Source organism: Pseudomonas sp. 8AS (assembly GCF_902506505.1).
In the GTDB taxonomy this organism is placed as follows: Bacteria; Pseudomonadota; Gammaproteobacteria; order Pseudomonadales; family Pseudomonadaceae; genus Aquipseudomonas.
In genome coordinates this window covers 786,082-810,635 of record NZ_LR733406.1, presented here as the reverse complement: position 1 = coordinate 810,635, position 24,554 = coordinate 786,082, and the positions used below count along the sequence as shown (strand labels likewise).

Annotated in this window: 20 protein-coding genes; 11 read left to right on the top strand and 9 right to left on the bottom strand. The window is 64.0% G+C overall.

Features of this window, described 5'->3' with window-relative positions:
- Position 1: 1 nt before the first annotated feature.
- From pilQ to GV001_RS03680, 5 genes are read right to left on the bottom strand one after another with little or no spacing between them, the layout of a single operon-like run.
- Entirely contained in the window at positions 2–2,053 is a 2,052-nt protein-coding gene (gene pilQ, locus GV001_RS03700) for a type IV pilus secretin PilQ (RefSeq protein WP_160083143.1), read from the bottom strand.
- A gap of 53 nt (positions 2,054–2,106) precedes the next feature.
- A complete protein-coding gene (gene pilP, locus GV001_RS03695) occupies positions 2,107–2,631 on the bottom strand; it encodes a type 4a pilus biogenesis lipoprotein PilP (protein ID WP_160078253.1) in 525 nt (174 codons plus the stop codon).
- Positions 2,628–3,251: a type 4a pilus biogenesis protein PilO gene (gene pilO / locus GV001_RS03690; RefSeq protein ID WP_160078251.1), complete on the bottom strand. Its 624-nt coding sequence runs from the start codon at positions 3,249–3,251 to the stop codon at positions 2,628–2,630. Before pilO ends, pilP begins: the two co-directional genes overlap by 4 nt.
- Positions 3,251–3,856, bottom strand: a complete 606-nt coding sequence (locus tag GV001_RS03685; RefSeq protein ID WP_160078249.1) for a PilN domain-containing protein — start codon at positions 3,854–3,856, stop codon at positions 3,251–3,253. Before GV001_RS03685 ends, pilO begins: the two co-directional genes overlap by 1 nt.
- Entirely contained in the window at positions 3,856–4,920 is a 1,065-nt protein-coding gene (locus GV001_RS03680) for a pilus assembly protein PilM (RefSeq protein ID WP_160078247.1), read from the bottom strand. The genes GV001_RS03685 and GV001_RS03680 overlap by 1 nt, the downstream gene beginning before the upstream one ends.
- A gap of 184 nt (positions 4,921–5,104) precedes the next feature.
- Here GV001_RS03680 and GV001_RS03675 point away from each other — a divergent pair, with 184 nt between their 5' ends.
- Positions 5,105–7,516 carry a penicillin-binding protein 1A gene (locus GV001_RS03675; RefSeq protein WP_160078245.1) on the top strand — a complete coding sequence of 804 codons (2,412 nt, stop codon included), beginning with the start codon at positions 5,105–5,107 and terminating at the stop codon, positions 7,514–7,516.
- Positions 7,517–7,606: 90 nt separating this feature from the next.
- On the opposite strand, the gene GV001_RS03670 is transcribed toward GV001_RS03675, so the two are convergent.
- From GV001_RS03670 to rpmE, 4 genes are all read right to left on the bottom strand, one after another.
- Complete coding sequence (locus tag GV001_RS03670; RefSeq protein ID WP_160078243.1) at positions 7,607–8,875, bottom strand: malic enzyme-like NAD(P)-binding protein; 1,269 nt, start codon at positions 8,873–8,875, stop codon at positions 7,607–7,609.
- A gap of 95 nt (positions 8,876–8,970) precedes the next feature.
- A complete protein-coding gene (locus GV001_RS03665; protein ID WP_160078241.1) occupies positions 8,971–10,410 on the bottom strand; it encodes a M48 family metalloprotease in 1,440 nt (479 codons plus the stop codon).
- Positions 10,407–11,207, bottom strand: a complete 801-nt coding sequence (locus tag GV001_RS03660; protein WP_160078239.1) for a thermonuclease family protein — start codon at positions 11,205–11,207, stop codon at positions 10,407–10,409. The genes GV001_RS03665 and GV001_RS03660 overlap by 4 nt, the downstream gene beginning before the upstream one ends.
- 26 nt (positions 11,208–11,233) lie before the next feature.
- Entirely contained in the window at positions 11,234–11,446 is a 213-nt protein-coding gene (rpmE, locus tag GV001_RS03655) for a 50S ribosomal protein L31 (protein WP_160078237.1), read from the bottom strand.
- A 160-nt stretch (positions 11,447–11,606) separates the two neighbouring features.
- On the opposite strand from rpmE, the gene GV001_RS03650 reads away from it, so the two are divergent.
- The 10 genes from GV001_RS03650 to GV001_RS03605 all read left to right on the top strand — a co-directional run bounded on the left by GV001_RS03650 (position 11,607) and on the right by GV001_RS03605 (position 24,504).
- Positions 11,607–13,826, top strand: a complete 2,220-nt coding sequence (locus tag GV001_RS03650) for a primosomal protein N' (protein WP_160078235.1) — start codon at positions 11,607–11,609, stop codon at positions 13,824–13,826.
- Positions 13,827–13,972: 146 nt separating this feature from the next.
- Positions 13,973–15,712, top strand: a complete 1,740-nt coding sequence (argS, locus tag GV001_RS03645) for an arginine--tRNA ligase (protein ID WP_160078233.1) — start codon at positions 13,973–13,975, stop codon at positions 15,710–15,712.
- The gene (locus tag GV001_RS03640; protein ID WP_160078231.1) at positions 15,713–16,405 is read left to right on the top strand and encodes an SPOR domain-containing protein; all 693 of its coding nucleotides are present in this window, start codon (positions 15,713–15,715) and stop codon (positions 16,403–16,405) included. It abuts the gene before it with no gap.
- A gap of 240 nt (positions 16,406–16,645) precedes the next feature.
- Positions 16,646–17,176, top strand: a complete 531-nt coding sequence (hslV, locus tag GV001_RS03635; RefSeq protein WP_068824557.1) for an ATP-dependent protease subunit HslV — start codon at positions 16,646–16,648, stop codon at positions 17,174–17,176.
- A gap of 23 nt (positions 17,177–17,199) precedes the next feature.
- Positions 17,200–18,540 (top strand): ATP-dependent protease ATPase subunit HslU, encoded by a 1,341-nt coding sequence (hslU, locus tag GV001_RS03630; RefSeq protein WP_160078229.1) that lies wholly within the window; start codon positions 17,200–17,202, stop codon positions 18,538–18,540.
- 55 nt (positions 18,541–18,595) lie between these two features.
- Complete coding sequence (locus GV001_RS03625) at positions 18,596–18,967, top strand: gamma-butyrobetaine hydroxylase-like domain-containing protein (RefSeq protein ID WP_160078227.1); 372 nt, start codon at positions 18,596–18,598, stop codon at positions 18,965–18,967.
- Between the two features lie 281 nt (positions 18,968–19,248).
- Positions 19,249–20,928, top strand: coding sequence for a class II poly(R)-hydroxyalkanoic acid synthase (phaC, locus tag GV001_RS03620; RefSeq protein WP_160078225.1), 1,680 nt, complete (start codon positions 19,249–19,251; stop codon positions 20,926–20,928).
- A 183-nt stretch (positions 20,929–21,111) separates the two neighbouring features.
- Positions 21,112–21,969, top strand: a complete 858-nt coding sequence (gene phaZ, locus GV001_RS03615; RefSeq protein ID WP_160078223.1) for a poly(3-hydroxyalkanoate) depolymerase — start codon at positions 21,112–21,114, stop codon at positions 21,967–21,969.
- A gap of 159 nt (positions 21,970–22,128) precedes the next feature.
- Positions 22,129–23,811 (top strand): class II poly(R)-hydroxyalkanoic acid synthase, encoded by a 1,683-nt coding sequence (gene phaC, locus GV001_RS03610; protein WP_160078221.1) that lies wholly within the window; start codon positions 22,129–22,131, stop codon positions 23,809–23,811.
- Positions 23,812–23,889: 78 nt separating this feature from the next.
- Positions 23,890–24,504: a TetR/AcrR family transcriptional regulator gene (locus tag GV001_RS03605; protein WP_160078219.1), complete on the top strand. Its 615-nt coding sequence runs from the start codon at positions 23,890–23,892 to the stop codon at positions 24,502–24,504.
- The last annotated feature ends 50 nt before the right edge of the window (positions 24,505–24,554 follow it).

Here is a 24,554-nt window from a genome sequence, read left to right as displayed (position 1 = left end):
ATCAACGGCCCACGGCGATGGCTTGGTTGTTCATGATGCGCGGAGTGAGGAACACCAGCAACTCGGACTTGGAGTCCTCAACAACATCACGCCGGAATAGACGCCCAAGGAAAGGCATATCCCCCAACAACGGTACCTTATCGACCGTTTTAGACTGCGTATTGCTAAAGATGCCACCAATCACAATGGTTTCACCATCGCTGACCAACACTTTTGCATTCACTTCATTGGTCAGGATAGACGGCGTGCCATTCACCTGCTGAGTAAAGTCAGCAGTATCCTTATTGACCTTAACTTCAATGATCACTCGATTATCCGGAGTAATCTGCGGGGTAACCTCCAGCGACAAGTTGGCCTCAGCAAAGGCAGTAGTCGCCGCACCGCTCGACGATGCCTCCGGATACGGAATCTTTGCCCCTTTAAGGATCTTCGCCGTCTCCTTGTCGGAGGTTACAACCTTGGGCTGCGAAATAACTTCGCCATTCCCCGTCTTCTCCATTGCGGACAGCTCAAGATCAAGCAGCGTGTTATCGGTGATGAAACCAAGATTCAAACCCGAAGTACGACCGATCGAACCAAGGTCAACAAAATTTCCGGCCTGAACATCAAGAGGATCAGACCCCTTAACCAGGCTGTTTGTGCCACCCACAACCCAATTATTGTCCCCTATCCCCACACCACGCCACTCGACCCCCAACTCCTTATCGAAGTCAACATTGGCCTCAACAATCCGCGCCTCAATCATTACCTGGCGAACCGCTATATCAAGCTGACTCACAATTCTGCGCAACTCATCCAGACGCTCTTGAGTCAAATAAGCGATCAGACTATTGGTCCTGTCATCAAAGATGATGGAACCTCGCATATCTTTTTGCTCGCCCTCTGCGGAGTATTCTTCAAACAGCTTGGCGATGTCAGAAGCTTTCGCATAGTTCAGCTGAACGACTTCCCGACGCAGAGGCGCCAACTCTGCCAGCTGCTGCTTGGCCTCAAGCTCCTGCCGCTCGCGGGCTGCGATTTCATCAGCCGGCGCAACCAGAAGGACGTTGCCGACCTTACGCTTATCAAGCCCACGGGTTTTCAGCACGAGATCCAGAGCCTGATCCCACGGCACATTTTGCAGGCGCAAGGTTATATTGCCCTGCACGGTGTCACTGGCCACCAGATTCATGTCAGTAAAATCAGCAATAAGCTGCAGCACCGAACGCACATCAATATCTTGAAAATTGAGGGACAGCTTTTCTCCAGAGTACGCAAAACGCTCAGCCTTGCGCTTCTCGACATCCCCCTGACTCAGAGGCTTCACGCTTATGGTCAGCTTGTTATCTGCCTGAAACACCAAGTAATCATAAAAGCCGGTGGGCTCAACTGTGATGGAAGCATTAGCCCCCTGAGTAACCGAGTTGACGAACTGCACCGGGGTGGCGAAATCCTTGACATCCAGACGAGCTCGAAGAGCATCTGGCAGTTGAGTATTGGCAAAATCCAGGCGAATCTTTCCACCCTGCTCCTGAATATCCGGGCTTACCGTCGGATCCGACAACTCAATAACAATGTTGCCCTCACCCTGCTCGCCACGCTGGAAGTCGATAGCCTTGATGGCTCGCCCACCTCCCGCATAGGCCTTGGCAGGCTGGGCCATCGCGCTCGTCGCGCCTTGCGCAGCACTGGCCGCGCCATCACCAATGATCACATAGAGATTCTTACCATCGGCACGAGTGCTATACGGAACAAGAGTGGACAGATTGACAATCAGGCGCGTCCGATCCTTAGCTTCTACTACAGTCAGGCTACGAGCGTTACCAACGCCGATCTCGCGATTCTTGGTGCCAAGCTTGCTCGTAACACCGGGCAAATCCAGAGCAATCCGAGCCGGCTGCTCAATGGTGTAGCCTCTCGGGGCAATAATCGCCTCGTCGAAAGTCAGCTTCAACTCGACCTTGTCACCCGGCAGCGAAGCCACATCCAAGCCCTGCAAATTGGCAGCCAGCAAGGTTGGAGCAAACATAGCCACGACAAGCGAGATGCCAAGACGAGACAAAGTGCTATTCATCAGCTTATTCCATTCTGCAGATATGTAATTGTTTTTCATGCCTGACCCCGCCGTTAAGATCGCTCGTTGAGGGTTAGACTACGAGGACGCTCAAGCCATCCACCCTCACCATCAGGAACAATTTCGGTCACCTCAATCCGCACTTCGTCAATTGCGGTGACACGGCCATGATTGCGACCCAAGTAATCGCCCACTTTTACACGATGCACACCACCCGCACCGCGAACCAGTGCAAATGTAGCCCCCTGATTAGCCAGAGTCCCCACCATCTCGAAGGTTTCAATATTGAAGCCCTCCAAGAACTGACGAACTCTAGCCTCGTCGGGCTTGATGTCCTTGCTGCCCTTCTGCTGACTAGCCAAGTCAATTTTTACCGGAGGCTGGAACGGGTTCCTGAGCGCAGCAGCACCATAGGTAAAGGCTTCATAGGGCTGAAATTTCGGCAAAGGTTCAATTGCACCCTTGGGGCGGGCACGCTCCTGATCCATAAACGCCTGCAGGTCGGAAAAGTCATCACCACCAACACAGCCCGCCAGCGTAAAAACAACCCCCACACAGAGCAGACGAACAGCACTCATTTCTTCAGCTCCCGGTCGTTGTAGCGGTATGTCTTAGCCAGGACATTCATACGCAGCCTGGATACACCACCAGCCTCCGCAACCTTTATATCAAAGTCATGCAGCGTAACAATTCGCGGCAGACTGGCAACGCCACTGACGAAAGTAGCCAAGTCATGGTAGCCACCAACAACGGAGATCTGGATCGGCAGCTCTATATAGAACTGCTGAACAACTTCCGGCTGCAATTTGATTTCTTCAAACTCCAAACCACTACCCAGACCAGTGCGAGTAATATCCTCAAGCAGTCCCGGCACCTCAGTATCGCTAGGCAACTGACGAAGCAAAGCACCAAAGGACGCCTCCATCTCCTTCATCTGGACTTTATATGCATCCAGATTGGCAGCTTGAAAAGCCTTATTTGTAAACTGCTGCTTTAACGCCTCCTCTTCGGCACGCTGCCCGTCAAGCTGAACTTGGAGATCCTTAAGGTAAAAGTTGTAACCAAGAGCCATTGCTGCAACCAGCAACAACATGCATGCAATGACCTTTACCGCCGCCGGCCAAGACCCCAGATTATTTAGATCAAGCTCCGACAGTTCTATTTTGCGCAGGGACTCCAGAGATTCGGCAAAGCTCATTATTGTTTACCCCCTACAGTTCCCTTGCTCATATCGCCTGCCGCAGACTCCGCATCGTTACCCGGCCTCGTCTGCTGAACACTAAGCTTGAATACGTTAGCCTGCTCTACTGCACCCGCCGTCACCGCCTTGACCTCAGTCAGATTTGGCAACTCCAGCCAATCTGACGAATCCAGATTGCGCATGAGATTTGACACCCGATTGTTCGACTCGGCAGCCCCGGTGATGGCAATCGACTTGCCCTCCATCTTCAGCTCCGTGAAATACACCCCATCCGGCAGTGTACGAACGAACTGATCGAAGACCCGCCCAATGATCGGCCGGTTACCCTGCAGGTCCTGAATGATCTTCATCCGCTCGAGCAGTTGCGCTCGCCGGGTTTTCAGCTCGCTGATTTCCTTGATCCGCGCATCCAGCACGGCAATTTCCTTGCGCACGAACTCATTGCGCGCAGTCTGCTGCTCGATGGCACCGTTCAGGTATTGACCGCCGAGGAATACCAAACCGGCAGAAATCACGAGCACACCGGCAAGGGCGACCAGAAAGCGCTGCTTGCGCTCTTCGCGCAGCTGTTCGCGCCAGGGAAGAAGGTTGATCCGTGCCATCAGTCAAAACTCCTCATCGCCAGACCACAGGCAATCATCAACGAAGGCGCATCACTTGCCAGCGCACCAGCATTGACCTTGCCACCCAGCGCCATATCGGCGAACGGGTTGGCCACCAGGGTTGGAGTACCGATTTTTTGCTGGATCAGCCGATCGAGATCCGGGATGGACGCAGTCCCCCCGGCCAGAAGGATGTAATCGACATCGTTGAACTGCCCGGCCGCGAAGAAGAACTGCAGCGAGCGCGAGACCTGCTGCACCACCGCCTCCTTGAAAGGCTGCAGCACTTCGCTCTCGTAATCGTCGGGCAGACCACCCTGCTTCTTAGCCAGCCCGGCCTCTTCGACCGACAGGCCATAGCGGCGCTGGATTTCTTCGGTCAACTGGCGGCCGCCGAACATCTGCTCGCGGGTATAGATGGTACGGCCGTTATGCAGGACGCTGAGAGTCGTCATGGTCGCGCCGATGTCGACTATCGCGACCGTCAGTTCGTCGTGGCCGCCACCCAGCTGGGCAGCGAGCAGACCATAGGCGCGCTCCAGGGCGTAAGCCTCGACATCCACCACCTTGGCCGTCAGACCGGACAGCGCTAGGGCGGCTTCGCGCACCTCGACGTTCTCTTTGCGGCAGGCCGCCAGCAGCACCTCAACCCGGTCAGCGTTGCGCGCCGAAACACCCTGCACTTCGAAGTCGATGGCAACCTCTTCGAGCGGGTAAGGAATGTATTGGTCCGCCTCGATCTTCAGCTGGTTTTCCAGCTCGTCGTCGTTGAGGCCGGCCTCCATCTCGATCGTCTTGGTGATCACCGCGGAACCGGCGACTGCAACGGCAGCCGACCGCGTACCGGTCTTGGCCTTGGCCAGCACGCGCGACAGCGCCTGACCAACGCCTTCCAGCTCGGCGATGTTCTTTTCGACAACAGCATTTGGGGGGAGCGGCTCGACAGCGTAGGCCTCTACCTTGTAGCGGCTTCCCGAGCGACTCAATTCGAGGAGCTTGACCGAGGTCGAACTGATGTCGATCCCCAGAAGCGTGTTCGCTTTCTTATTGAAGAGCCCTAGCACGACCGATTTCCTATCTGCATCCGAGACTTACGGACTATTTATGTTTTTCCACATTAAATAACAGTCTTGACAGAAGCGCAAATGGCTACCCGGCAAAAAAACCGCTTATAATGTGAACAGTTTTTCTCTTTTCACACTGCCCCACGCTTAACTCATTCTTTTATCTGGAAATCCAAGAGTCCTAATGCGTCTGCTGAAGTTTTTCTGGTGGTCTTGCGTCGCCGTTTTTTGTGGGCTAGCCCTCAGTTTCAGCGGGGCCTTCCTCTACCTTAGCCCTGGCCTGCCCTCGGTCGAGTCACTGCGCAGCATCCAGCTGCAGATTCCCCTGCGCGTCTACAGCAGCGATAACAAGCTGATCGCCGAGTTTGGCGAGATGCGCCGCTCCCCCATTCGCTTCGATGACATCCCCCAGGATTTCATCCACGCCCTGCTGGCGGCAGAAGACGACAATTTCGCCAACCATTATGGCGTCGACTTTACCAGCCTGATGCGTGCTGCCACTCAGTTATTGTCGAGCGGGCACATCCAGACTGGCGGCAGCACCATCACCATGCAGGTAGCGAAGAACTTCTTCCTTACCAACGAGCGCAGCTTTTCACGCAAGATCAGCGAGATACTCCTCGCTTTGCAGATAGAGCGCGAGCTCAGCAAGAACGAAATTCTCGAGCTCTACGTCAACAAGATCTACCTGGGCAACCGTGCCTACGGCATCGAGGCCGCCGCCCAGGTCTACTATGGCAAGTCGATCCGCGACACCAGCCTGGCGCAGATGGCAATGATCGCCGGCCTACCCAAGGCCCCCTCGCGCTACAACCCACTGATCAACCCGCAACGCAGCATGGAGCGCCGCGACTGGATCCTCGGCCGCATGCTGAAACTGGGCACCATCGACCAGGCCCGCTATGACGCCGCCATCGCCGAACCGGTGGACGCGCGCCACCATGTGCAACCGCCGGAACTGAATGCGCCCTACATCGCCGAAATGGCCCGCGCCGAAATGGTCGGCCGCTATGGCAGCGACGCCTACACCGAAGGTTTCCGCGTCACCACCACCGTGCCCGCAGCGCTGCAAGAAGCCGCCAACCAGTCCCTGCATGACGGCCTGATCAGCTATGACCAGCGCCATGGCTACCGCGGCCCGGAAACCCGCCTGCCCGGCCTGACCCGCGAAGCCTGGCTGCAGGAACTGAGCAAGCAGAAAAGCATTGGCGGCCTGGAGCCGGTGATTGTCAGCCAGGTCGAGAAGAGCGGCATCCTGGTGCTCAAGCGCAATGGCGAGGAAGAGCCGGTAGCCTGGGACAGCATGAAATGGGCCCGCCCCTTCCTCAACACCAACAGCCTGGGGCCGCGACCGCAGAAGCCGGAAGACGTTGTGCAGATCGGCGACCTGGTCCGAGTCGAGCGCGAGACGAAGAACAACAGCCTGCTGTTCCGCCAGATTCCGGCCGCGCAGAGCGCCCTGGTCTCGCTGGACCCGCAGAACGGCGCGATCCGCGCCCTGGTCGGCGGCTTCTCCTTCGAGCAGAGCAACTACAACCGCGCCGCCCAGGCCAAGCGCCAGCCCGGTTCGAGTTTCAAGCCGTTCATCTATAGCGCCGCGCTGGACAGCGGCTTCACCGCCGCCAGCCTGGTCAACGATGCACCCATCGTATTCCAGGAAGCCGGCATGGATGAAGCCTGGCGACCGAAGAACGACAACAACACCTTCCTCGGCCCGATCCGCCTGCGCGAGGCCCTGTACAAGTCACGCAACCTGGTGTCGATCCGCCTGCTGCAGACCATCGGCATCGACTTCACCCTCGACTACATCAGCAACTTCGGCTTCAACAAGCAGGATCTGCCACGCAACCTGTCGCTGGCCCTCGGCACGGCCAACCTGACCCCACTGGAGATCGCCACCGGCTGGACGGCCTTCGCCAACGGCGGCTACAAGATCCAGCCGTACCTGATCGAACGCATCGACAGCCGCGAGGGCAAGCCGCTGTTCATCGCCAACCCGGCGCGCACCGCCAGCAGCGCGGCGAACCTGGAAGAACAGCAAGCCATGCCGCTCTCGCTGGAGGCGAACGCCACCCCGGTCAAGCCGGTGATTGCCGAGCAGATCATCGACGAGCGCACCGCCTACATCCTCACCAACATGCTGCAGGACGTGATCAAGCGCGGCACCGGGCGCCGCGCCCTGGCCATGGGCCGTGGCGACCTGGCGGGCAAGACCGGCACCACCAACGAGTCCAAGGACAGCTGGTTCTCCGGCTACAACGCCGATTACGTGACCACCGTGTGGTCCGGCTTCGACCAGCCGGAAAGCCTGGGCCGCCATGAGTACGGCGGCACCGTGGCCCTGCCGATCTGGATGAGCTACATGAGCGCGGCGCTCAAGGACAAGCCGGAGCACCTGCCGCCCGAGCCGGCCGGTCTGCTCACCCTGCGCGTCGATCCACTCAGCGGCCGCGCCGCCTCGCCAGGCGCCCCGGACGCCTACTTCGAGCTGTTCAAGAGCGAAGACTCGCCGCCCCCGACCAGCGAGCTGGACGGCCTGGCCATTCCCGGCAGCCCGCTGCCGCAGGATGAAGCCGCCCCCATCGACCTGTTCTGAGCACTTGCGCTCGGCCACGCCGAGCCCGAAGCGCAAACGCCACCCACAAAAAAGCCCCGCAGTTGCGGGGCTTTTTTGTGGAGTTGCGGCTTAGCCGTTGAACACGTCATCCACCGACTTCAGCGGGTAGTTCTTCGGGTAAGGCAGGGTCGCCACACCGGTCTCGATGGCCGCCTTGGCCACGGCATCGGAGATCACGGTAATCAGACGCGCATCCATCGGCTTCGGAATGATGTACTCGCGACCGAAGGACAGCGCGATGCCACCGTAGGCGTCGCAGACTTCCTGCGGCACCGGCAGCTTGGCCAGGTCGCGCAGGGCCAGCGCGGCAGCGATCTTCATCTCTTCGTTGATGCGGGTTGCACGCACGTCCAGCGCACCGCGGAAGATGAAGGGGAAGCCGAGCACGTTGTTGACCTGGTTCGGGTAGTCCGAACGGCCGGTGGCCATGATCACGTCCGGGCGCGCCTCGCGGGCCAGTTCCGGCTTGATTTCCGGATCCGGGTTGGAGCAGGCGAACACGATCGGGTTCGGCGCCATGCGCTTGAGGTCTTCCGCGCTCAGCAGGTTGGCGCCGGACAGGCCAACGAACACGTCGGCGCCGTCGAGGGCGTCGGACAGGGTGCGCTTGTCGGTCTCGTGGGCGAATACCGCCTTGTACTGGTTGAGGTCGTCGCGACCGGCATGGATCACGCCTTTGCGGTCGTTCATGAAGATGTTTTCGACCTTGGCGCCCATGCTCACCAGCAGCTTCATGCAGGAGATGGCGGCAGCACCGGCGCCGAGGCAGACGATCTTGGCCTCCGGCAGGCTCTTGCCGGCGATTTCCAGGGCATTGAGCATGCCGGCCGCGGTGACGATGGCGGTGCCGTGCTGGTCATCGTGGAACACCGGGATGTCGCACTGCTCGATCAGCGTACGCTCGATCTCGAAGCACTCCGGCGCCTTGATGTCTTCCAGGTTGATCCCGCCGAAGGTGATGGAGATACGGCGCACGGTGTCGATGAAGGCCTGCGGGCTCTCGGACTCGACTTCGATATCGAACACGTCGATGCCGGCGAAGCGCTTGAACAGCACGCCCTTGCCTTCCATCACCGGCTTGGAGGCCAGCGGGCCGAGGTTGCCCAGGCCGAGAATAGCGGTACCGTCGGAAATCACTGCCACCAGGTTGCCCTTGCCGGTATAGCGATAGGCCAGTTCGGCATCGCGGGCAATCTCGCGCACCGGCTCAGCCACACCCGGGCTGTAGGCCAGGGACAGGTCGCGGGCAGTGGCAGTGGGCTTGGTCAGTTCCACGCTCAGCTTTCCCGGACGGGGCTGGGCGTGGTACTCGAGAGCGGCAGTTTTCAAATCGGACATGTTGGCTATTCCCGCTTTTGCTGTGAAACGCAGGCGAGCGAGCATACGCAAGATGGCTGACGCCGACAAGGTCGCTCTATGCGGGCTGCGGCGCCCTAGCGCACCATCTTCAGCCAGGCCTCGGGGCGCGGCTGCCCGCTCGGGTACAGGCCATTGAGCAGGCGCAGGCGCGTCAGCGGATCGCCCTCGACACTCATCTGCCCGCTCAATGCTTCCAGCCCCTGGCCGGGCTTGAGCTGCACCAGGCGCAGACGACGCGGCTCGGTCAGCTCGCGCTCCTGCGCCTGCAGCGGACGGAAACTGCGGATCACCTCGAGGAACTGCGCATCCTGGCTTTCCAGCGAACCATGGCCCTTGACCGCAGCCACGAAGAGAAACGCCTGCTTGTCGCGCATGATCACCGCCACCCGCTTGGCCGCCGAACCCGGCACCACGCCGGTGGCGACTTCCAGCCCGGCCTGGCGGAAGCCGTCCCGCTGCACCAGCTGCTGGCGACCGGCACGGCGAGCGAGGTACTCCTGGGCCGTCGCCGGCTGCGCCAGCGGCTCGAGACTCATGACCACGAAGGCCTGCTGATCGGGGGTGTGCACGATCACCGCGTCGGCCCGGTTGATCAGCTCCCAGCCCGGAGGGAAAGCCAGGGTGAAGTCCAGCCCGCCATGGTAGAAGCGCTGCCCGCGGCGTACGCCGGCAGCGGCCGAGTCGCCGAAGGGCATGCCCTCGATATGGCGCAGATAGACATCCCGGCCGACCTCGCCCTGGCCGCTGGCCAGCGGGCTGGCGGCGGCCACCACCTGGCGCAGGCGGGTATCGTTGTCCGGGTGGGTGTCGAACAGGCCGTGGTAGCCGGACGGCGACACCTCCTGCCCCTTGGCCTGGGCCTGGTCGCGGGCGAAGTCCTCCTGGGCCTTGAGCACCTTGACCACCTCGATCATCGCCTGCGGGTCGTAGCCGCTGCGGGCCAGGTATTGCGCGCCGAGGCCGTCAGCCTCCAGCTCCATGTCACGTCCGTAGCCACTGACGAAGGCACCACCCAGGGCATTGGTCAGATCGCCCGCCACGCCGACCCCGGTGCCCACCGCCACCGCCTGGCCGAGGATGTTCCAGGCCGTGGACTGGCTCTGCTGGCGCACGCTGTGGCGAGCGGTGACGTGGCCGACTTCGTGACCGAGTACCGCCGCCAGTTCGGCCTCCGAGCCGAGGTAGGCCATCAGCCCGCGATGGATATAGATATGCCCGCCCGGCACGGCAAAGGCGTTGATGTCCGGGCTGTCAATGACCGTGAAACTGTATTGCAGCTGGCTGCGATGGCCATGCCGGGCGACCCGCTCGCCGACCTGCTGCACATAGGCCTGCAGCTTTTCATCGGGGTAGCGCGGGTACTGCTTGAGGATTTCCTGGCTGTAGCGCTGGCCCAGTTCGATCTCCTGGCGCTCGCTCATCATCACGAAATCGGTGCGCCCGGTCGCCGGATTGACGGCGCAACCGACCAGCTGCCACAGCACGACCAGCAACAACGCGCAACGCACGATCATGGCAACACCTCGAGCATGGCCGCATGGGTAAGGGGCAGCATCCAGCGCGCCTGCTGCGCATTTACGCCGCCGCGGCGCGCCCGGTCAACCACCCAGCCACGCGCCTCGACCTCGCGCCCGACCAGCCCCTGCAGCGCGGCGATATCGAAATACCCCAGAAGTTTAGGCTCTATCCGCAACACCAGCGGCCCCTGCAGCTCCAGCCACAAGCCGCCGCGATTGCGCTGCACCCGCTCGACGCGCCCACGCACCAGGGCAAAACCGCCGCGCTCGAGCGCCTGCGCCGCCACCACCGGACTGCTGCGCCACAGGCCCAGACGGCCGCTGCGGGCCTGCCGCTCGGCCTGGCGCTGGCAGTCGACCAGCCCGCTGGCCGGCTCGAACGCCACCTGATAGGCCAGCCCCTCGGCGAGCAGCTGTGCCTCCAGGTTGCGCCCGGCGCCATCGTAGACGTGCGCCAGGGTGCGCCCGTAGTGATCGTGCGCCGGCTCGCCCGGACGCAGACCGACGCGCCCGCCATTGGCCTCGACCAGCAACTGCAGGCGCCGGCGCGCTGCCTCGGCGAACGGCTGCGCGGCCTGACCGCTACGAGCCCGCTCGGGCGCATTGAGGCCGATCAGGCGCACGCTGCGGCCGTCGGCCAGGCGCAGGGTATCGCCATCCACCACCCGCTCGACCTTGAGCTGCGGCAAGGCCGACTGCAGCGGACAGAAGGCCCAGGCCGGCACCAGCAGAAACGCGGAAACGAAAAAGGCGCCCACCAGGGACGCCTTTTTCAGCAGCGCGGCACAACCCATGAGGTCGCCCGTGGCAGCTCGGATACTTACTTGGAACCGAACACGCCGAAACGCTGGTTGAAGCGATCGATACGGCCGCCGGTGTCCAGCACTTTCTGCTTACCGGTGTAGAACGGGTGGCACTCGGAGCAAACGTCCAGGCTCAGCGGCTTGCACAGAGTCGAACGGGTCTTGATCACGTTGCCGCAGCTGCAGGTTGCGCTGACTTCTTCGTACTGGGGATGGATATCGGCTTTCATCGCACTTTCCTCGGTTGGTGTGCCGCCACCAGGCTTGCTGCCGGGTACCGCACGGAAATAGGCCGCGGATCATACCAGAGCCCGCCAGCCGCGCAAGCCACCCGTCGCTCAGGGCGACGCGCGGCCGTGTTAGCATCGCCGCGTCCATTGGGAGCCTGTTGTGCCCGACACCATTCTACGCCTCGCCCTGCCCTCGCCGCTGCGCCGCCTGTTCGACTACCGCCCCCCCGCCGGCGTGCCGCGCAGCGCCCTGCAGCCGGGCATGCGCCTGCGCGTGCCATTCGGCCGGCGCGAGATGGTCGGCGTGCTGATCGAGGTGGTCGAGCACAGCGAAGTGCCCCTGGACAAGCTCAAGCCGGCCCTGCAGCTGCTCGACCGCCGCACGCCGCTGCCGACTCCGCTGTTCAGGCTGTGCCTGTGGACGGCGCAGTACTACCAGCACAGCCTCGGCGACACCCTCAGCTGGGCCCTGCCGGTGCTGCTGCGCCAGGGCGAACCGGCCGAGGCGCGCCAGGAGCGCTTCTGGCACGCCAGCGCGGGAGCCGACCTGGACGACCCGCGCCTGGCCCGCGCGCCGCGCCAGCGCGAGGCCCTGCGCACCCTGGCCCAGCACCCCCACGGCGTGGCGCACAGCCTGCTGAGCAAGCTGCAACTGAACAAGGACAGCCTCGACCTGCTGCTGGAGAAGGGCCTGGTGCAGGTCGAGATCCGCCGCAGCACCGCGCCGGTCCGTCACGGCGGCTGGCTGGCCCAGCCGGAGCTGCCGCTGAACGCCGAACAGCGCGCCGCCTTCCACAGCGTGCAGGCGGGCATGCACGGCTTCCATGCCTTCCTCCTCTACGGCGTCACCGGCAGCGGCAAGACCGAGGTCTACCTGCAACTGATCCGCCACTGCCTGGAGGCCGGCAAGCAGGCGCTGGTGCTGATCCCGGAGATCAACCTCGGCCCGCAGACCCTGGAGCGCTTCGCCCGCCGCTTCAACGCGCGCATCGCCCTGCTGCACTCCGGAGTCAACGACCGCGAGCGCCTGGACGCCTGGCTGGCGGCGCGCGACGGCGAGGCCGATATCGTCATCGGCACCCGCTCGGCGCTGTTCACCCCGTTGAAGAACCCCGGCCTGATCATCATCGACGAGGAGCACGACGCCTCCTATAAGCAGCAGGAAGGCCTGCGCTACCACGCCCGCGACCTGGCCCTGGTGCGCGCCCGCCAGGAAAACCTGCCGATCGTCCTCGGCTCGGCCACGCCCTCCCTGGAAAGCCTGCACAACGCCCACGCCGGCCGCTACGCCCTGCTCAAGCTGACCCAGCGCGCCGGCGGCGCCCAGCCGCCGCGCTTCCTGCGCCTGGACGTGAAGAGCCGGCCGCTCGACTCCGGCATTTCCGGACCGCTGCAGCAGGCCATCGGCCAGACCCTGGCGGCCGGCCAGCAGGTGCTGGTATTCCTCAACCGCCGCGGCTTCGCCCCCACCCTGCTGTGCCACGACTGCGGCTGGATCAGCCAGTGCCAGCGCTGCGACGCGCGGATGACCCTGCACCAGCGCTCCGGCGAGCTGCGCTGCCACCACTGCGGGCATGCCGAACGGCCGCCGCGACAGTGCCCGGACTGCGGCACCGTCGACCTACGTCCGGTCGGCGCCGGCACCGAGCGCGCCGAGGAGCGCCTGGGCATCCTCTTCCCGGACTTCCCGGTGCTGCGCGTCGACCGCGACAGCACCGCGCGCAAGGGCGCCATGGACCGCCTGTTCCACACCGTGCAGCGCGGCGAGCCGTGCCTGCTGGTCGGCACGCAGATGCTCGCCAAGGGCCACCACTTCCCGCGGGTGACCCTGGTGGCGATCCTCGACGCCGACGGCGGCCTGTTCTCCGCCGATTTCCGCGCCAGCGAGCGCATGGCCCAGCTGATCGTCCAGGTCGCCGGCCGCGCGGGACGGGCCGAGGAGCCGGGCAAGGTGATCATCCAGACCCACCTGGCCGACCACCCCCTGCTGGTCCAGCTCACCGAGCAGGGCTACCAGGCCTTCGCCGAGCAGGCCTTGAGCGAGCGCCGCGGCGCCGGCCTGCCGCCGTTCGCCCACCTCGCCCTGCTGCGCGCCGAGGCGCACAAGCCGGGCCAGGCCGAGGCCTTCCTTGACGAGGCCTGCAGCTACGCCGAACAGCTGCAGCAGGAACTGCAGCTGCCGGCCATCGAGCTGCTCGGCCCGGTTCCCGCACCGATGGAGCGCCGCGCCGGCCGCCACCGCGCCCAGCTCCTGCTGCAGTGCGCCAGCCGCGTGCCGCTGCACAAGCTGCTGGCGGCCTGGCTGCCGATCCTCGAAGCCATGCCGGGCGGCCGTGCCGTGCGCTGGTCGCTGGATGTCGACCCCATCGATCTGTTCTGAATCGCACCGCCGATAAGTCGCCCCTAGACGTGCACAGGCGCAATTCACGCCCGGGTTAGCACGGCGCACCCTACGCGCTCGCCTGCAACGGATGCCTGCCTCTATAATGCGCAGTTTTCGACCCGCCACGGCCGACCGAGCAGACCATGAAAGACACTATTCGCCAGCTGATCCAGCAAGCCCTGACCCGCCTCACCGCCGAGGGCGTGCTGCCCGAAGGCCTGAGCCCGGTGATCCAGGTGGAGAACACCAAGGACAAGAGCAACGGCGACTTCGCCAGCAACATCGCCATGATGCTGGCCAAGCCGGCCGGCATGAAGCCGCGCGAGCTGGCCGAGAAGCTGGTCGCCGCCCTGCCCGCCGACGCCCAGCTGAGCAAGGTGGAAATCGCCGGCCCCGGCTTCCTCAACTTCTTCCAGAACAGCGACGCCCTGGCCCAGCGCCTGGAAGCGGCCCTGGCCGACGCCCGGCTCGGCGTGCGCAAGGCCGGACCGGCGCAGCGCGTGGTGGTCGACCTGTCCGCACCGAACCTGGCCAAGGAAATGCACGTCGGCCACCTGCGCTCGACCATCATCGGTGACGGCGTGGCGCGCGTGCTGGAGTTCCTCGGCGACGAAGTGATCCGGCAGAACCACGTGGGCGACTGGGGCACCCAGTTCGGCATGCTGCTGGCCTACATGCAGGAGCAGCCGGTCGGCAGCGACGCCGGCCTGGCCGACCTGGAAGGCTTCTACCGCGCGGCGAAGAAGCGCTTCGACGAGTCGCCCGAGTTCGCCGAGCGCGCCCGCCAGCTGGTGGTCCAGCTGCAGGCCGGCGATGCCGAGTGCCTGCGCCTGTGGCATCGTTTCAACGACATTTCCCTGAGCCACTGCCAGGCCCTGTACGACCGCCTCGGCGTCAAGCTGAGCATGGCCGACGTCAAGGGCGAGAGCGCCTACAACGACGACCTGGCCAACGTGGTCGCCGACCTCAAGGCCAAGGGCCTGCTCAGCGAGAGCGAAGGCGCCCAGTGCGTGTTCATGGACGAGTTCAAGAACGCCGAAGGCAACCCGCTGCCGCTGATCGTGCAGAAGGCCGGCGGCGGCTACCTGTACGCCACCACCGACCTGGCCGCCACCCGCTACCGCGCCAATGTGCTGAAGGCCGACCGCGCCCTGTACTTCGTCGACCAGCGCCAGGCCCTGCACTTCCAGATGGTCTTCGCCTGCGCGCGCCTGGCCGGCTTCGTCCCCGCCAGCATGCAACTGGAGCACATGGGCTTCGGCACCATGAACGGCGCCGACGGCCGCCCATTCAAGACCCGCGACGGCGGCACGGTGAAGCTGGTCGACCTGATCAACGAGGCCGAGGAACGCGCCTACACCCTGGTCAAGGGCAAGAACCCCGACCTCGATGACGCCGAGCTGCGCCAGATCGCCCGCGCCGTGGGCGTCGGCGCGGTGAAATACGCCGACCTGTCCAAGCACCGCACCAGCGACTACAGCTTCAACTTCGAGCTGATGCTGAGCTTCGAGGGCAACACCGCCCCCTACCTACTGTACGCCTACACCCGCGTGGCCAGCGTGTTCCGCAAGCTGGGCAAGGATCTCAGCGAGATCGGCGGGCAGATCGCGCTGGTCGCCGAACAGGAGCAGGCCCTGGGTGGCAAGCTGGCGCAGTTCGGCGAACTGCTCAACAACGTCGCCGACAAGGGCACCCCGCACCTGCTGTGCGCCTACCTGTACGACCTGGCCGGGCTGTTCTCCAGCTTCTACGAGAACTGCCCGATCCTCAGTGCCGAGGATGAGGCCGTGCGCAACAGCCGCCTGCGCCTGGCCGCGCTGACCGGCCGCACCCTCAAGCAGGGCCTGGAACTGCTCGGCCTGGACACCCTGGAGCGCATGTAAGTGGCGGCAGCGAAGAAGAAGCCGGCACCCAAACGCGGCGCGAGCCGCTACCAGGCACCGGCGAAGAAGCCGGTACCGGGCTGGGTGTGGCTGGCCTGCGGCCTGGTGATCGGCGGCTTCATGGTGTTCCTGTTCAGCCTCGAGCCGGGCCGCGACGGCATCAAGCGCGACAAGCCCGAGCAGGCGAGCCCGCGCACGGCGCAGGCTGGCGAACCGGCCAAGGCGCCATCCGCCAAGCCGGAGGCCGCCAAGCCCAAGTACGACTTCTACACCCTGCTGCCGGAGTCGGAGGTGATAGTGCCGCCGGAGGCTCTGCCGACCGAAAAGCAAGCCGCCGAGAGCAAACCGGTCACCCCGGAGGAAGCGGCGAAGATCGATGCGGCCCGCGCCGAGGCCCTGCTCAATGGCCAGACCCCACCGCCCCCGCCGGTGGTGGCCAAGGCGCCGGCCACTACCCTGTTCTTCCTCCAGGCCGGCTCGTTCCGCAAGCAGGACGATGCCGACAAGGTGCGCGCGCAGATCATCCTGCTCGGCCAGAACGTGCAGGTGGAGTCCGGCACGGTGCGCGAGGAAACCTGGTACCGCGTGCTGGTCGGCCCCTACGCCAACCGCGAGCAACTGGCCAGCGCGCAGAAGCAGCTGGCCGGCAGCGGCTTCAGCAATCTATTGTTACAGCAACGCCAGTCGCGCTGAGAGGCAGCTCACGAGCTGCTGCGCGTCGGCCATGCTGCGTTGAAAGCAGGCTCAGGCTGCTCATTTACGGCTTGTAAACTGCGCGCCTTCGCCAACTTTCGCCTTGCCTGGCCTTAGCTCGCGATCTCATGAGCCGCCTCTGATCCGCGTTTTTTGCCCGCCCGGTTGAAAAGCCGGGCCGGCCACCCCATCTGATTCTCCATTCGGGCAACTTCGCCCCGCCGCGTGGAGACTCTCCCCTTGACCACCATCGTTTCAGTGCGCCGCAACGGCAAAGTCGTCATGGGCGGCGACGGCCAGGTATCGCTCGGCAATACCGTGATGAAAGGCAACGCCAAGAAGGTCCGCCGCCTCTATCACGGCCAGGTGCTGGCCGGCTTCGCCGGCGCCACCGCCGACGCCTTCACCCTGTTCGAGCGTTTCGAGGGCCAGCTGGAGAAACATCAGGGCCACCTGGTCCGCGCCGCCGTCGAACTGGCCAAGGACTGGCGCACCGACCGCTCGCTGAGCCGCCTGGAAGCCATGCTGGCAGTGGCCAACAAGGACGCCTCCTTGATCATCACCGGCAACGGCGACGTGGTCGAGCCCGAACACGGCCTGATCGCCATGGGCTCCGGCGGCGGCTTCGCCCAGGCCGCGGCCATGGCCCTGCTGCAGAAGACCGAACTGAGCGCCCGCGAGATCACTGAAACCGCGTTGAACATTGCCGGCTCCATCTGTGTCTTCACCAATCAGAATCTAACCATCGAGGAAGAAGACTGCGCCGAATAAGCGCGGCTTCCGGAGCCCACCCCATGCCCATGACGCCCCGCGAGATCGTTTCCGAACTCAACCGCCACATCATCGGCCAGGACGACGCCAAGCGCGCCGTGGCCATCGCCCTGCGCAACCGCTGGCGGCGCATGCAGCTGCCCGCCGAGCTGCGTCAGGAAGTCACGCCGAAGAACATCCTGATGATCGGCCCCACCGGGGTCGGCAAGACCGAGATCGCCCGCCGCCTGGCCAAGCTGGCCAATGCTCCGTTCCTCAAGGTCGAGGCGACCAAGTTCACCGAGGTCGGCTATGTCGGCCGCGACGTCGAATCGATCATCCGCGACCTGGCCGATGCCGCGCTGAAGATGCTGCGCGAGCAGGAAGTGCAGAAGATGGGCATGCGCGCCGAAGACGCCGCCGAGGAGCGCATCCTCGACGCCCTGCTGCCGCCGGCGCGCACCGGCTTCAACGAGGACCCGGCGCCGAGCCACGACTCCAACACCCGCCAGCTGTTCCGCAAGCGCCTGCGCGAGGGCCAGTTGGACGACAAGGAGATCGAGATCGAAGTGGCCGAGCAGCCGGCCGGCGTCGAGATCATGACCCCGCCGGGCATGGAGGAGATGACCAACCAGCTGCAGAGCCTGTTCTCCGGCCTGTCCAAGGGCAAGAAGAAGAGCCGCAAGCTCAAGGTCAAGGAGGCCCTCAAGCTGGTGCGCGACGAGGAAGCCGCGCGCCTGGTCAACGAGGAAGAACTCAAGGCCAAGGCCCTGGAAGCGGTGGAGCAGCACGGTATCGTGTTCATCGACGAAATCGACAAGGTGGCCAAGCGCGGCAATGTCGGCGGCGCCGATGTGTCCCGCGAAGGTGTGCAGCGCGACCTGCTGCCGCTGATCGAGGGCTGCACGGTCAACACCAAGCTGGGCATGGTCAAGACCGACCACATCCTGTTCATCGCCTCCGGCGCCTTCCACCTGTCCAAACCCAGCGACCTGGTGCCCGAGCTGCAGGGTCGCCTGCCGATCCGCGTCGAACTCAAGGCCCTGTCGCCGCAGGACTTCGAGCGCATCCTCACCGAACCGCACGCGGCGCTGACCGAGCAGTACTGCGCGCTGCTACAGACCGAAGGACTGCGGATCGAGTTCCTCCCGGACGGCATCCAGCGCATCGCCGAGATCGCCTGGCAGGTCAACGAGAAGACCGAGAACATCGGCGCGCGGCGCCTGCACACCCTGCTCGAACGCCTGCTCGAGGAAGTTTCCTTCAGCGCCGGCGACCTGGCCGCCCAGCATGACGAGCAGCCGATCCGCATCGACGCCGCCTACGTCAACAGCCACCTCGGCGAGCTGGCCCAGGACGAAGACCTGTCGCGCTATATCCTCTGATGGCCGCGGGTGGATAATGCCCTGCATTGTCCACCCGTTTCCCGGAAGCCCATCCATGCGCATGCCCAGCTCGATCAAACTGCACAAGGCCTCCAAGACCCTGGAGCTGCATTACGGCGCGCAGTGCTACAGCCTCAGCGCCGAATTCCTCCGCGTGCACTCGCCCTCGGCCGAGGTGCAGGGCCACGGCAAACCCATACTGCAAACCGGCAAGCTCGGCGTCGGCCTCAGCCGCCTGGAGCCGGCCGGCAATTACGCACTGAAACTGTGCTTCGACGACGGCCATGACAGCGGATTGTTCACCTGGGACTACCTCTATCAGCTGGCCACCCGCCACGACGAACTCTGGGCCGACTACCTCGCCGCGCTGGCCACGGCCGGAAAATCCCGCGACCCGAACGAGTCCATCGTCAAGCTGATGCTCTAGGGTCGGCCCCCTGGATCGGCCCCGCGCAATATTGTCTTAACGGTTAGGGCGCACTTTCTAAAGTGCCTGGGCATACTGCCGCGCGCAATCCCATCAGGATCGGCGAACTTGCGCAAAAGTAGAAACTCGGGTAACCAAGGACCTGGCAGGTTCCATGCATTTGGCATAGCCAGGTGTTGAGCAAGCGCGGAGAACTTCCGCAACCGGTAACCCGAGCAGTACCAGCCCCTCGCCCTGTGTCAGCGTGCAGGTATTCGTCTCAGGACAATGGAGCGTCGTAGATGAGCAACAAGAACAACGAAGATTTGAAGCAGCAGGCCTCGGAAAGCACCCTGGGCCTCAACCCGGTGATCGGCTTGCGTGGCAAGGACATTCTGACCTCTGCCCGCATGGTCCTCGCCCAAGCGCTGAAGCAACCGTTCCACAGTGCCAAACATGCCACCCATTTCGTATTCGAGCTGAAGAACGTTCTGCTCGGCCAGTCGGAACTGACCCCCGAGGAAGGCGACCGTCGTTTCGCCGACCCGGCCTGGAGTCAGAACCCGCTGTACCGCCGCTACCTGCAGACCTACCTAGCCTGGCGCAAGGAACTGCACGAGTGGATCGAGGACAGCCACCTCAGCGAGCAGGACACCAGCCGCGGCCACTTCGTCATCAACCTGATGACCGAAGCCATGGCACCGACCAACAGCATGGCCAACCCGGCCGCGGTCAAACGCTTCTTCGAAACCGGCGGCAAGAGCCTGCTCGACGGCCTCTCGCACCTGGCCAAGGACATCGTGCACAACGGCGGCATGCCCAGCCAGGTGAACATGGACGCCTTCGAGGTCGGCAAGAACCTGGCCACCACCGACGGCGCCGTGGTGTTTCGCAACGACCTGCTGGAGCTGATCCAGTACAAGCCGATCACCGAGCAGGTGCAGGAGCGTCCGCTGCTGGTGGTACCGCCGCAGATCAACAAGTACTACGTATTCGACCTGTCGCCGGAAAAGAGCGTGGCGCGCTTCCTCCTGCGCAACGGCATCCAGACCTTCGTGGTGAGCTGGCGCAACCCGACCAAGGCCCAGCGCGAGTGGGGCCTGTCGACCTACATCGAGGCGCTCAAGGAAGCCATCGAGGTGATCCTGGCGATCACCGGCAGCAAGGACGTCAACATGCTCGGCGCCTGCTCCGGCGGCCTGACCACCGCCTCCCTGCTGGGCCACTACGCCGCCCTCGGCGAGCACAAGGTGCATGCCCTGACCCTGCTGGTCAGCGTGCTGGACACCAAGCTGGACACCCAGGTCGCCCTGTTCGCCGACGAGAAGAGTCTGGAGGTGGCCAAGCGCCGCTCCTACCAGAGCGGCGTGCTGGAAGGCAGCGACATGGCCAAGGTGTTCGCCTGGATGCGCCCCAACGACCTGATCTGGAACTACTGGGTCAACAACTACCTGCTCGGCAACGAGCCGCCGGTGTTCGACATCCTCTACTGGAACAACGACACCACCCGCCTGCCGGCCGCCCTGCATGGCGAGTTCATCGAGATGTTCAAGACCAACCCACTGACCCGCGCCGGCGCGCTGGAAGTCTGCGGCACGCCGATCGACCTCAAGCAGGTCACCTGCGACTTCTTCTGCGTGGCCGGCACCACCGACCACATCACGCCGTGGGACTCCTGCTACAAGTCGGCCCACCTGTTCGGCGGCAAGTGCGAGTTCGTGCTGTCCAACAGCGGGCATATCCAGAGCATCCTCAACCCGCCGGGCAACCCCAAGGCACGCTACATGACCAACAGCGAGATGCCGCTGGACCCGCGCGCCTGGCAGGCCAGCGCCACCAAGCATGCCGACTCCTGGTGGCTGCACTGGCAGAACTGGCTGGCCGAGCGCTCGGGCAAGCTGAAGAAGTCGCCGACCAGCCTCGGCAACAAGGCCCATCCGGCCGGCGAGGCGGCCCCTGGCACCTACGTGCACGAGCGCTAGACACACGACAACAACATCACCTGTATCACTGCACCTTGCGCAGTACTGCCGACGACACCTGGAAGTGCCGTCCGCTGCCCCGGCCGGCAAGGCCGGGGCAGCGCCTGCCCACCCAGCCGGTGGGTCACTGGAGAGCCGCGCTGGATATCGGCTCGCCACGGATCAAACCATAGGGCTTAGCGCATGCCGCAACCTTTTGCATTCCGTACCATCGAACTGGACGGCCAGACCATCCGCACCGCGGTCCGCCCCGGTAACAGCAAGCTCACGCCGCTGCTGATCTTCAACGGCATCGGCGCCAACCTCGAGCTGGTGATGCCGTTCGTCCAGGCCCTCGACCCGGAACTGGAAGTGATCGCCTTCGACGTCCCTGGCGTCGGCGGCTCCTCCACCCCCAGCGCCCCGTACCGCTTCCCCGGCCTGGCCAAGCTGGCCGCGCGCATGCTCGACTATCTGGACTACGGCCAGGTCAACGCCATCGGCGTGTCCTGGGGCGGGGCGCTGGCCCAGCAGTTCGCCCACGACTACCCCGAGCGCTGCAAGAAGCTGGTGCTGGCCGCCACTTCGGCCGGCGCGGTGATGGTGCCGGGCAAGCCCAAGGTGCTCTGGCGCATGGCCAGCCCGCGCCGCTACATCCAGCCCTCCTACGGCGTGCATATCGCCCCGGACATCTACGGCGGCGCCTTCCGCCGCGATCCCAAGCTGGCCCTGGCGCACGCCAGCAAGGTGCGCTCGGGCGGCAAGATGGGCTACTACTGGCAGCTGTTCGCCGGCCTCGGCTGGACCAGCATCCACTGGCTGCATCGGATCAAGCAGCCTACGCTGGTACTGGCCGGCGACGATGACCCGCTCATCCCGCTGGTCAACATGCGCCTGCTGGCCTGGCGCATCCCCAACTCGGAGTTCCACGTCATCGACGATGGCCACCTGTTCCTGGTGACCCGCGCCGAGGCCGTGGCGCCGATCATCATGAAGTTTCTCGAGGAAGAGCGGCATCGCGCGGTGATGCACCCGCAACCCGTGCCCATTCGCGGTCACTGACCGCACAACTGTAGTGCTGCGCCGGCAGACTTGCCCTTACCCAGGGCCCTGCCGGAGTAAAAGGAATTCTTGCGCGGCAGTCTGGAATGCGTTCCGGCGCGCCTTGGTACAAGCCTTGCTGTCATCTATCCATGACGGTTTGACGATGGAGCCTGCCCCATGCCTGAAAAGACTGCCCCGGGATCCTTGCCGGTACCCGCCGACTACATGAATGCACAAAGCGCGATGATCGGCCTGCGCGGCCGCGACCTGTTCTCCACCCTGCGCACCCTGGCGTTCCAGGGCCTGCGCCAGCCGGTGCACAGTTCACGTCACCTGTTCGCCTTCGGCAAACAGCTGGGCCGGGTGATGCTGGGCGACACCCCGCACCAGCCCAACCCGCAGGACGCCCGTTTCAGCGACCCGACCTGGCGCCTCAACCCCTTCTACAAACGCAGCCTGCAGGCCTACCTGGCCTGGCAGAAGCAGCTCAAGGCATGGATCGACGAAAGCGACCTGTCGCCCGACGACCGCACCCGCGCGCACTTCCTGTTCTCCCTGCTCAACGACGCCATCGCCCCCTCCAACAGCCTGCTCAACCCACAGGCGCTCAAGGAGCTGTTCAATACCGGCGGCAGCAGCGTGTTGCGTGGCGCCCGCCACCTGTTCGACGACCTGCTGCACAACAGCGGGCTGCCCAGCCAGGTCAACAAGCAGGCCTTCGAGGTCGGCCGCAACCTGGCCACCACCGCCGGCGCCGTGGTGTTCCGCAGCGAGATGCTGGAACTGATCCAGTACAAGCCGATGAGCGAAAAGCAGTACGCCACCCCGCTGCTGATCGTCCCGCCGCAGATCAACAAGTTCTACATCTTCGACCTCAGCCCGGAGAAGAGCTTCATCCAGTACTGCCTGAAGAACGACCTGCAGACCTTCGTCATCAGCTGGCGCAACCCGGATGCGCGGCATCGCGAGTGGGGCCTGTCGAGTTACGTGCAGGCCCTCGAGGAGGCCGTCGACGTGTGTCGCGCCATCACCGGCAGCAAGGAGGTCAACCTGATGGGCGCCTGCGCCGGCGGCCTGACCATCGCCGCCCTGCAGGGCCATCTGCAGGCCAAGAAGCAGCTGCGCAAGATCGGCTGCACCACCTACCTGGTCAGCCTGCTGGACGCTCAGGTGGACAGCCCGGCAATGCTGTTCGCCGACGAGCAGACCCTCGAGTCGGCCAAGCGCCGCTCCTACCAGAGCGGCGTGCTGGACGGTCGCGACATGGCCCGGGTGTTCGCCTGGATGCGCCCCAACGACCTGATCTGGAACTACTGGGTCAACAACTACCTGCTCGGCAAGGAACCGCCGGCCTTCGACATCCTCTACTGGAACAACGACAACACCCGCCTGCCGGCCGCCCTGCACGGCGACCTGCTCGACCTGTTCAAGCACAACCCGCTGACCCGCGCCGGAGCCATGGAGATCTGCGGCACGCCGATCGACCTGAGCAAGGTCACCCTCGACAGCTTCAGCGTGGCCGGGATCAACGACCACATCACCCCCTGGGACTCGGTGTACCGCTCGGCCCTGCTGCTGGGTGGCGACAGCCGCTTCGTGCTGTCCAACAGCGGGCATATCCAGAGCATTCTCAACCCGCCGGGCAACCCCAAGGCCACCTACCTGGACAACGGCAAGCTCAGCGGCGACCACCGAGCCTGGTACTACGACGCGAAGAAGCAGGAAGGCAGCTGGTGGCCCGAATGGCTGGCCTGGACCCAGCAGCGCTCCGGCGAGCGCCGCGAGACCGTGCTGAACATCGGCAACAGCAAGTACCCGGCCATGGAGGCGGCACCCGGTACCTATGTGCACATCCGCTGAAGAGCGACTAAAACGACTGGCCGGGGCGCGCCCGGCCGGTTATGGTCAAGGCTTCCGCGGCCACAGAACACTCATGGAATGAAGACTCGCGATCGCATTCTCGAATGCGCCCTGAACCTGTTCAACCGGGAGGGCGAACCCAACGTCTCGACCCTCGAAATCGCCAATGAAATGGGCATCAGCCCGGGCAACCTGTACTACCACTTCCATGGCAAGGAACCGCTGATCCTCGAACTGTTCGAGCGCTTCCAGAACGACCTGGCGCCACTGCTCGATCCGCCCCTGGATGCCGAACTGGGCGCCGAGGATTACTGGCTGTTCCTGCACCTGATCGTCGAGCGCCTGGCGCAGTACCGTTTCCTCTTCCAGGACCTGTCCAACCTGGCCGGGCGCCTGCCCAAGCTGGGCCGCGGCATCCGCCAGTGGCTCAACCTGCTCAAGCGCACCCTGGCCACCCTGCTGGCCCGGCTCAAGGCCGAAGGCCAGCTGCAGAGCGGCACCCAGTCGCTCGGCCAGCTGGTCGAACAGATCACCCTGACCCTGCTGTTCTCCCTCGACTACCAGCGCATCGTCGGTGCCGATGGCGAAGTGCGCCTGGTGGTCTACCAGATCATGATGCTGGTCGCTCCCCACCTCACCCCGAGCTCACGCCACGCCGCCGAGCAGCTGGCGCAGCGCTACCTGGAGGCCTGAAACGCAAACGCCCGGCACTGGGCCGGGCGTTTGTGGTACTGAGCGAAAAC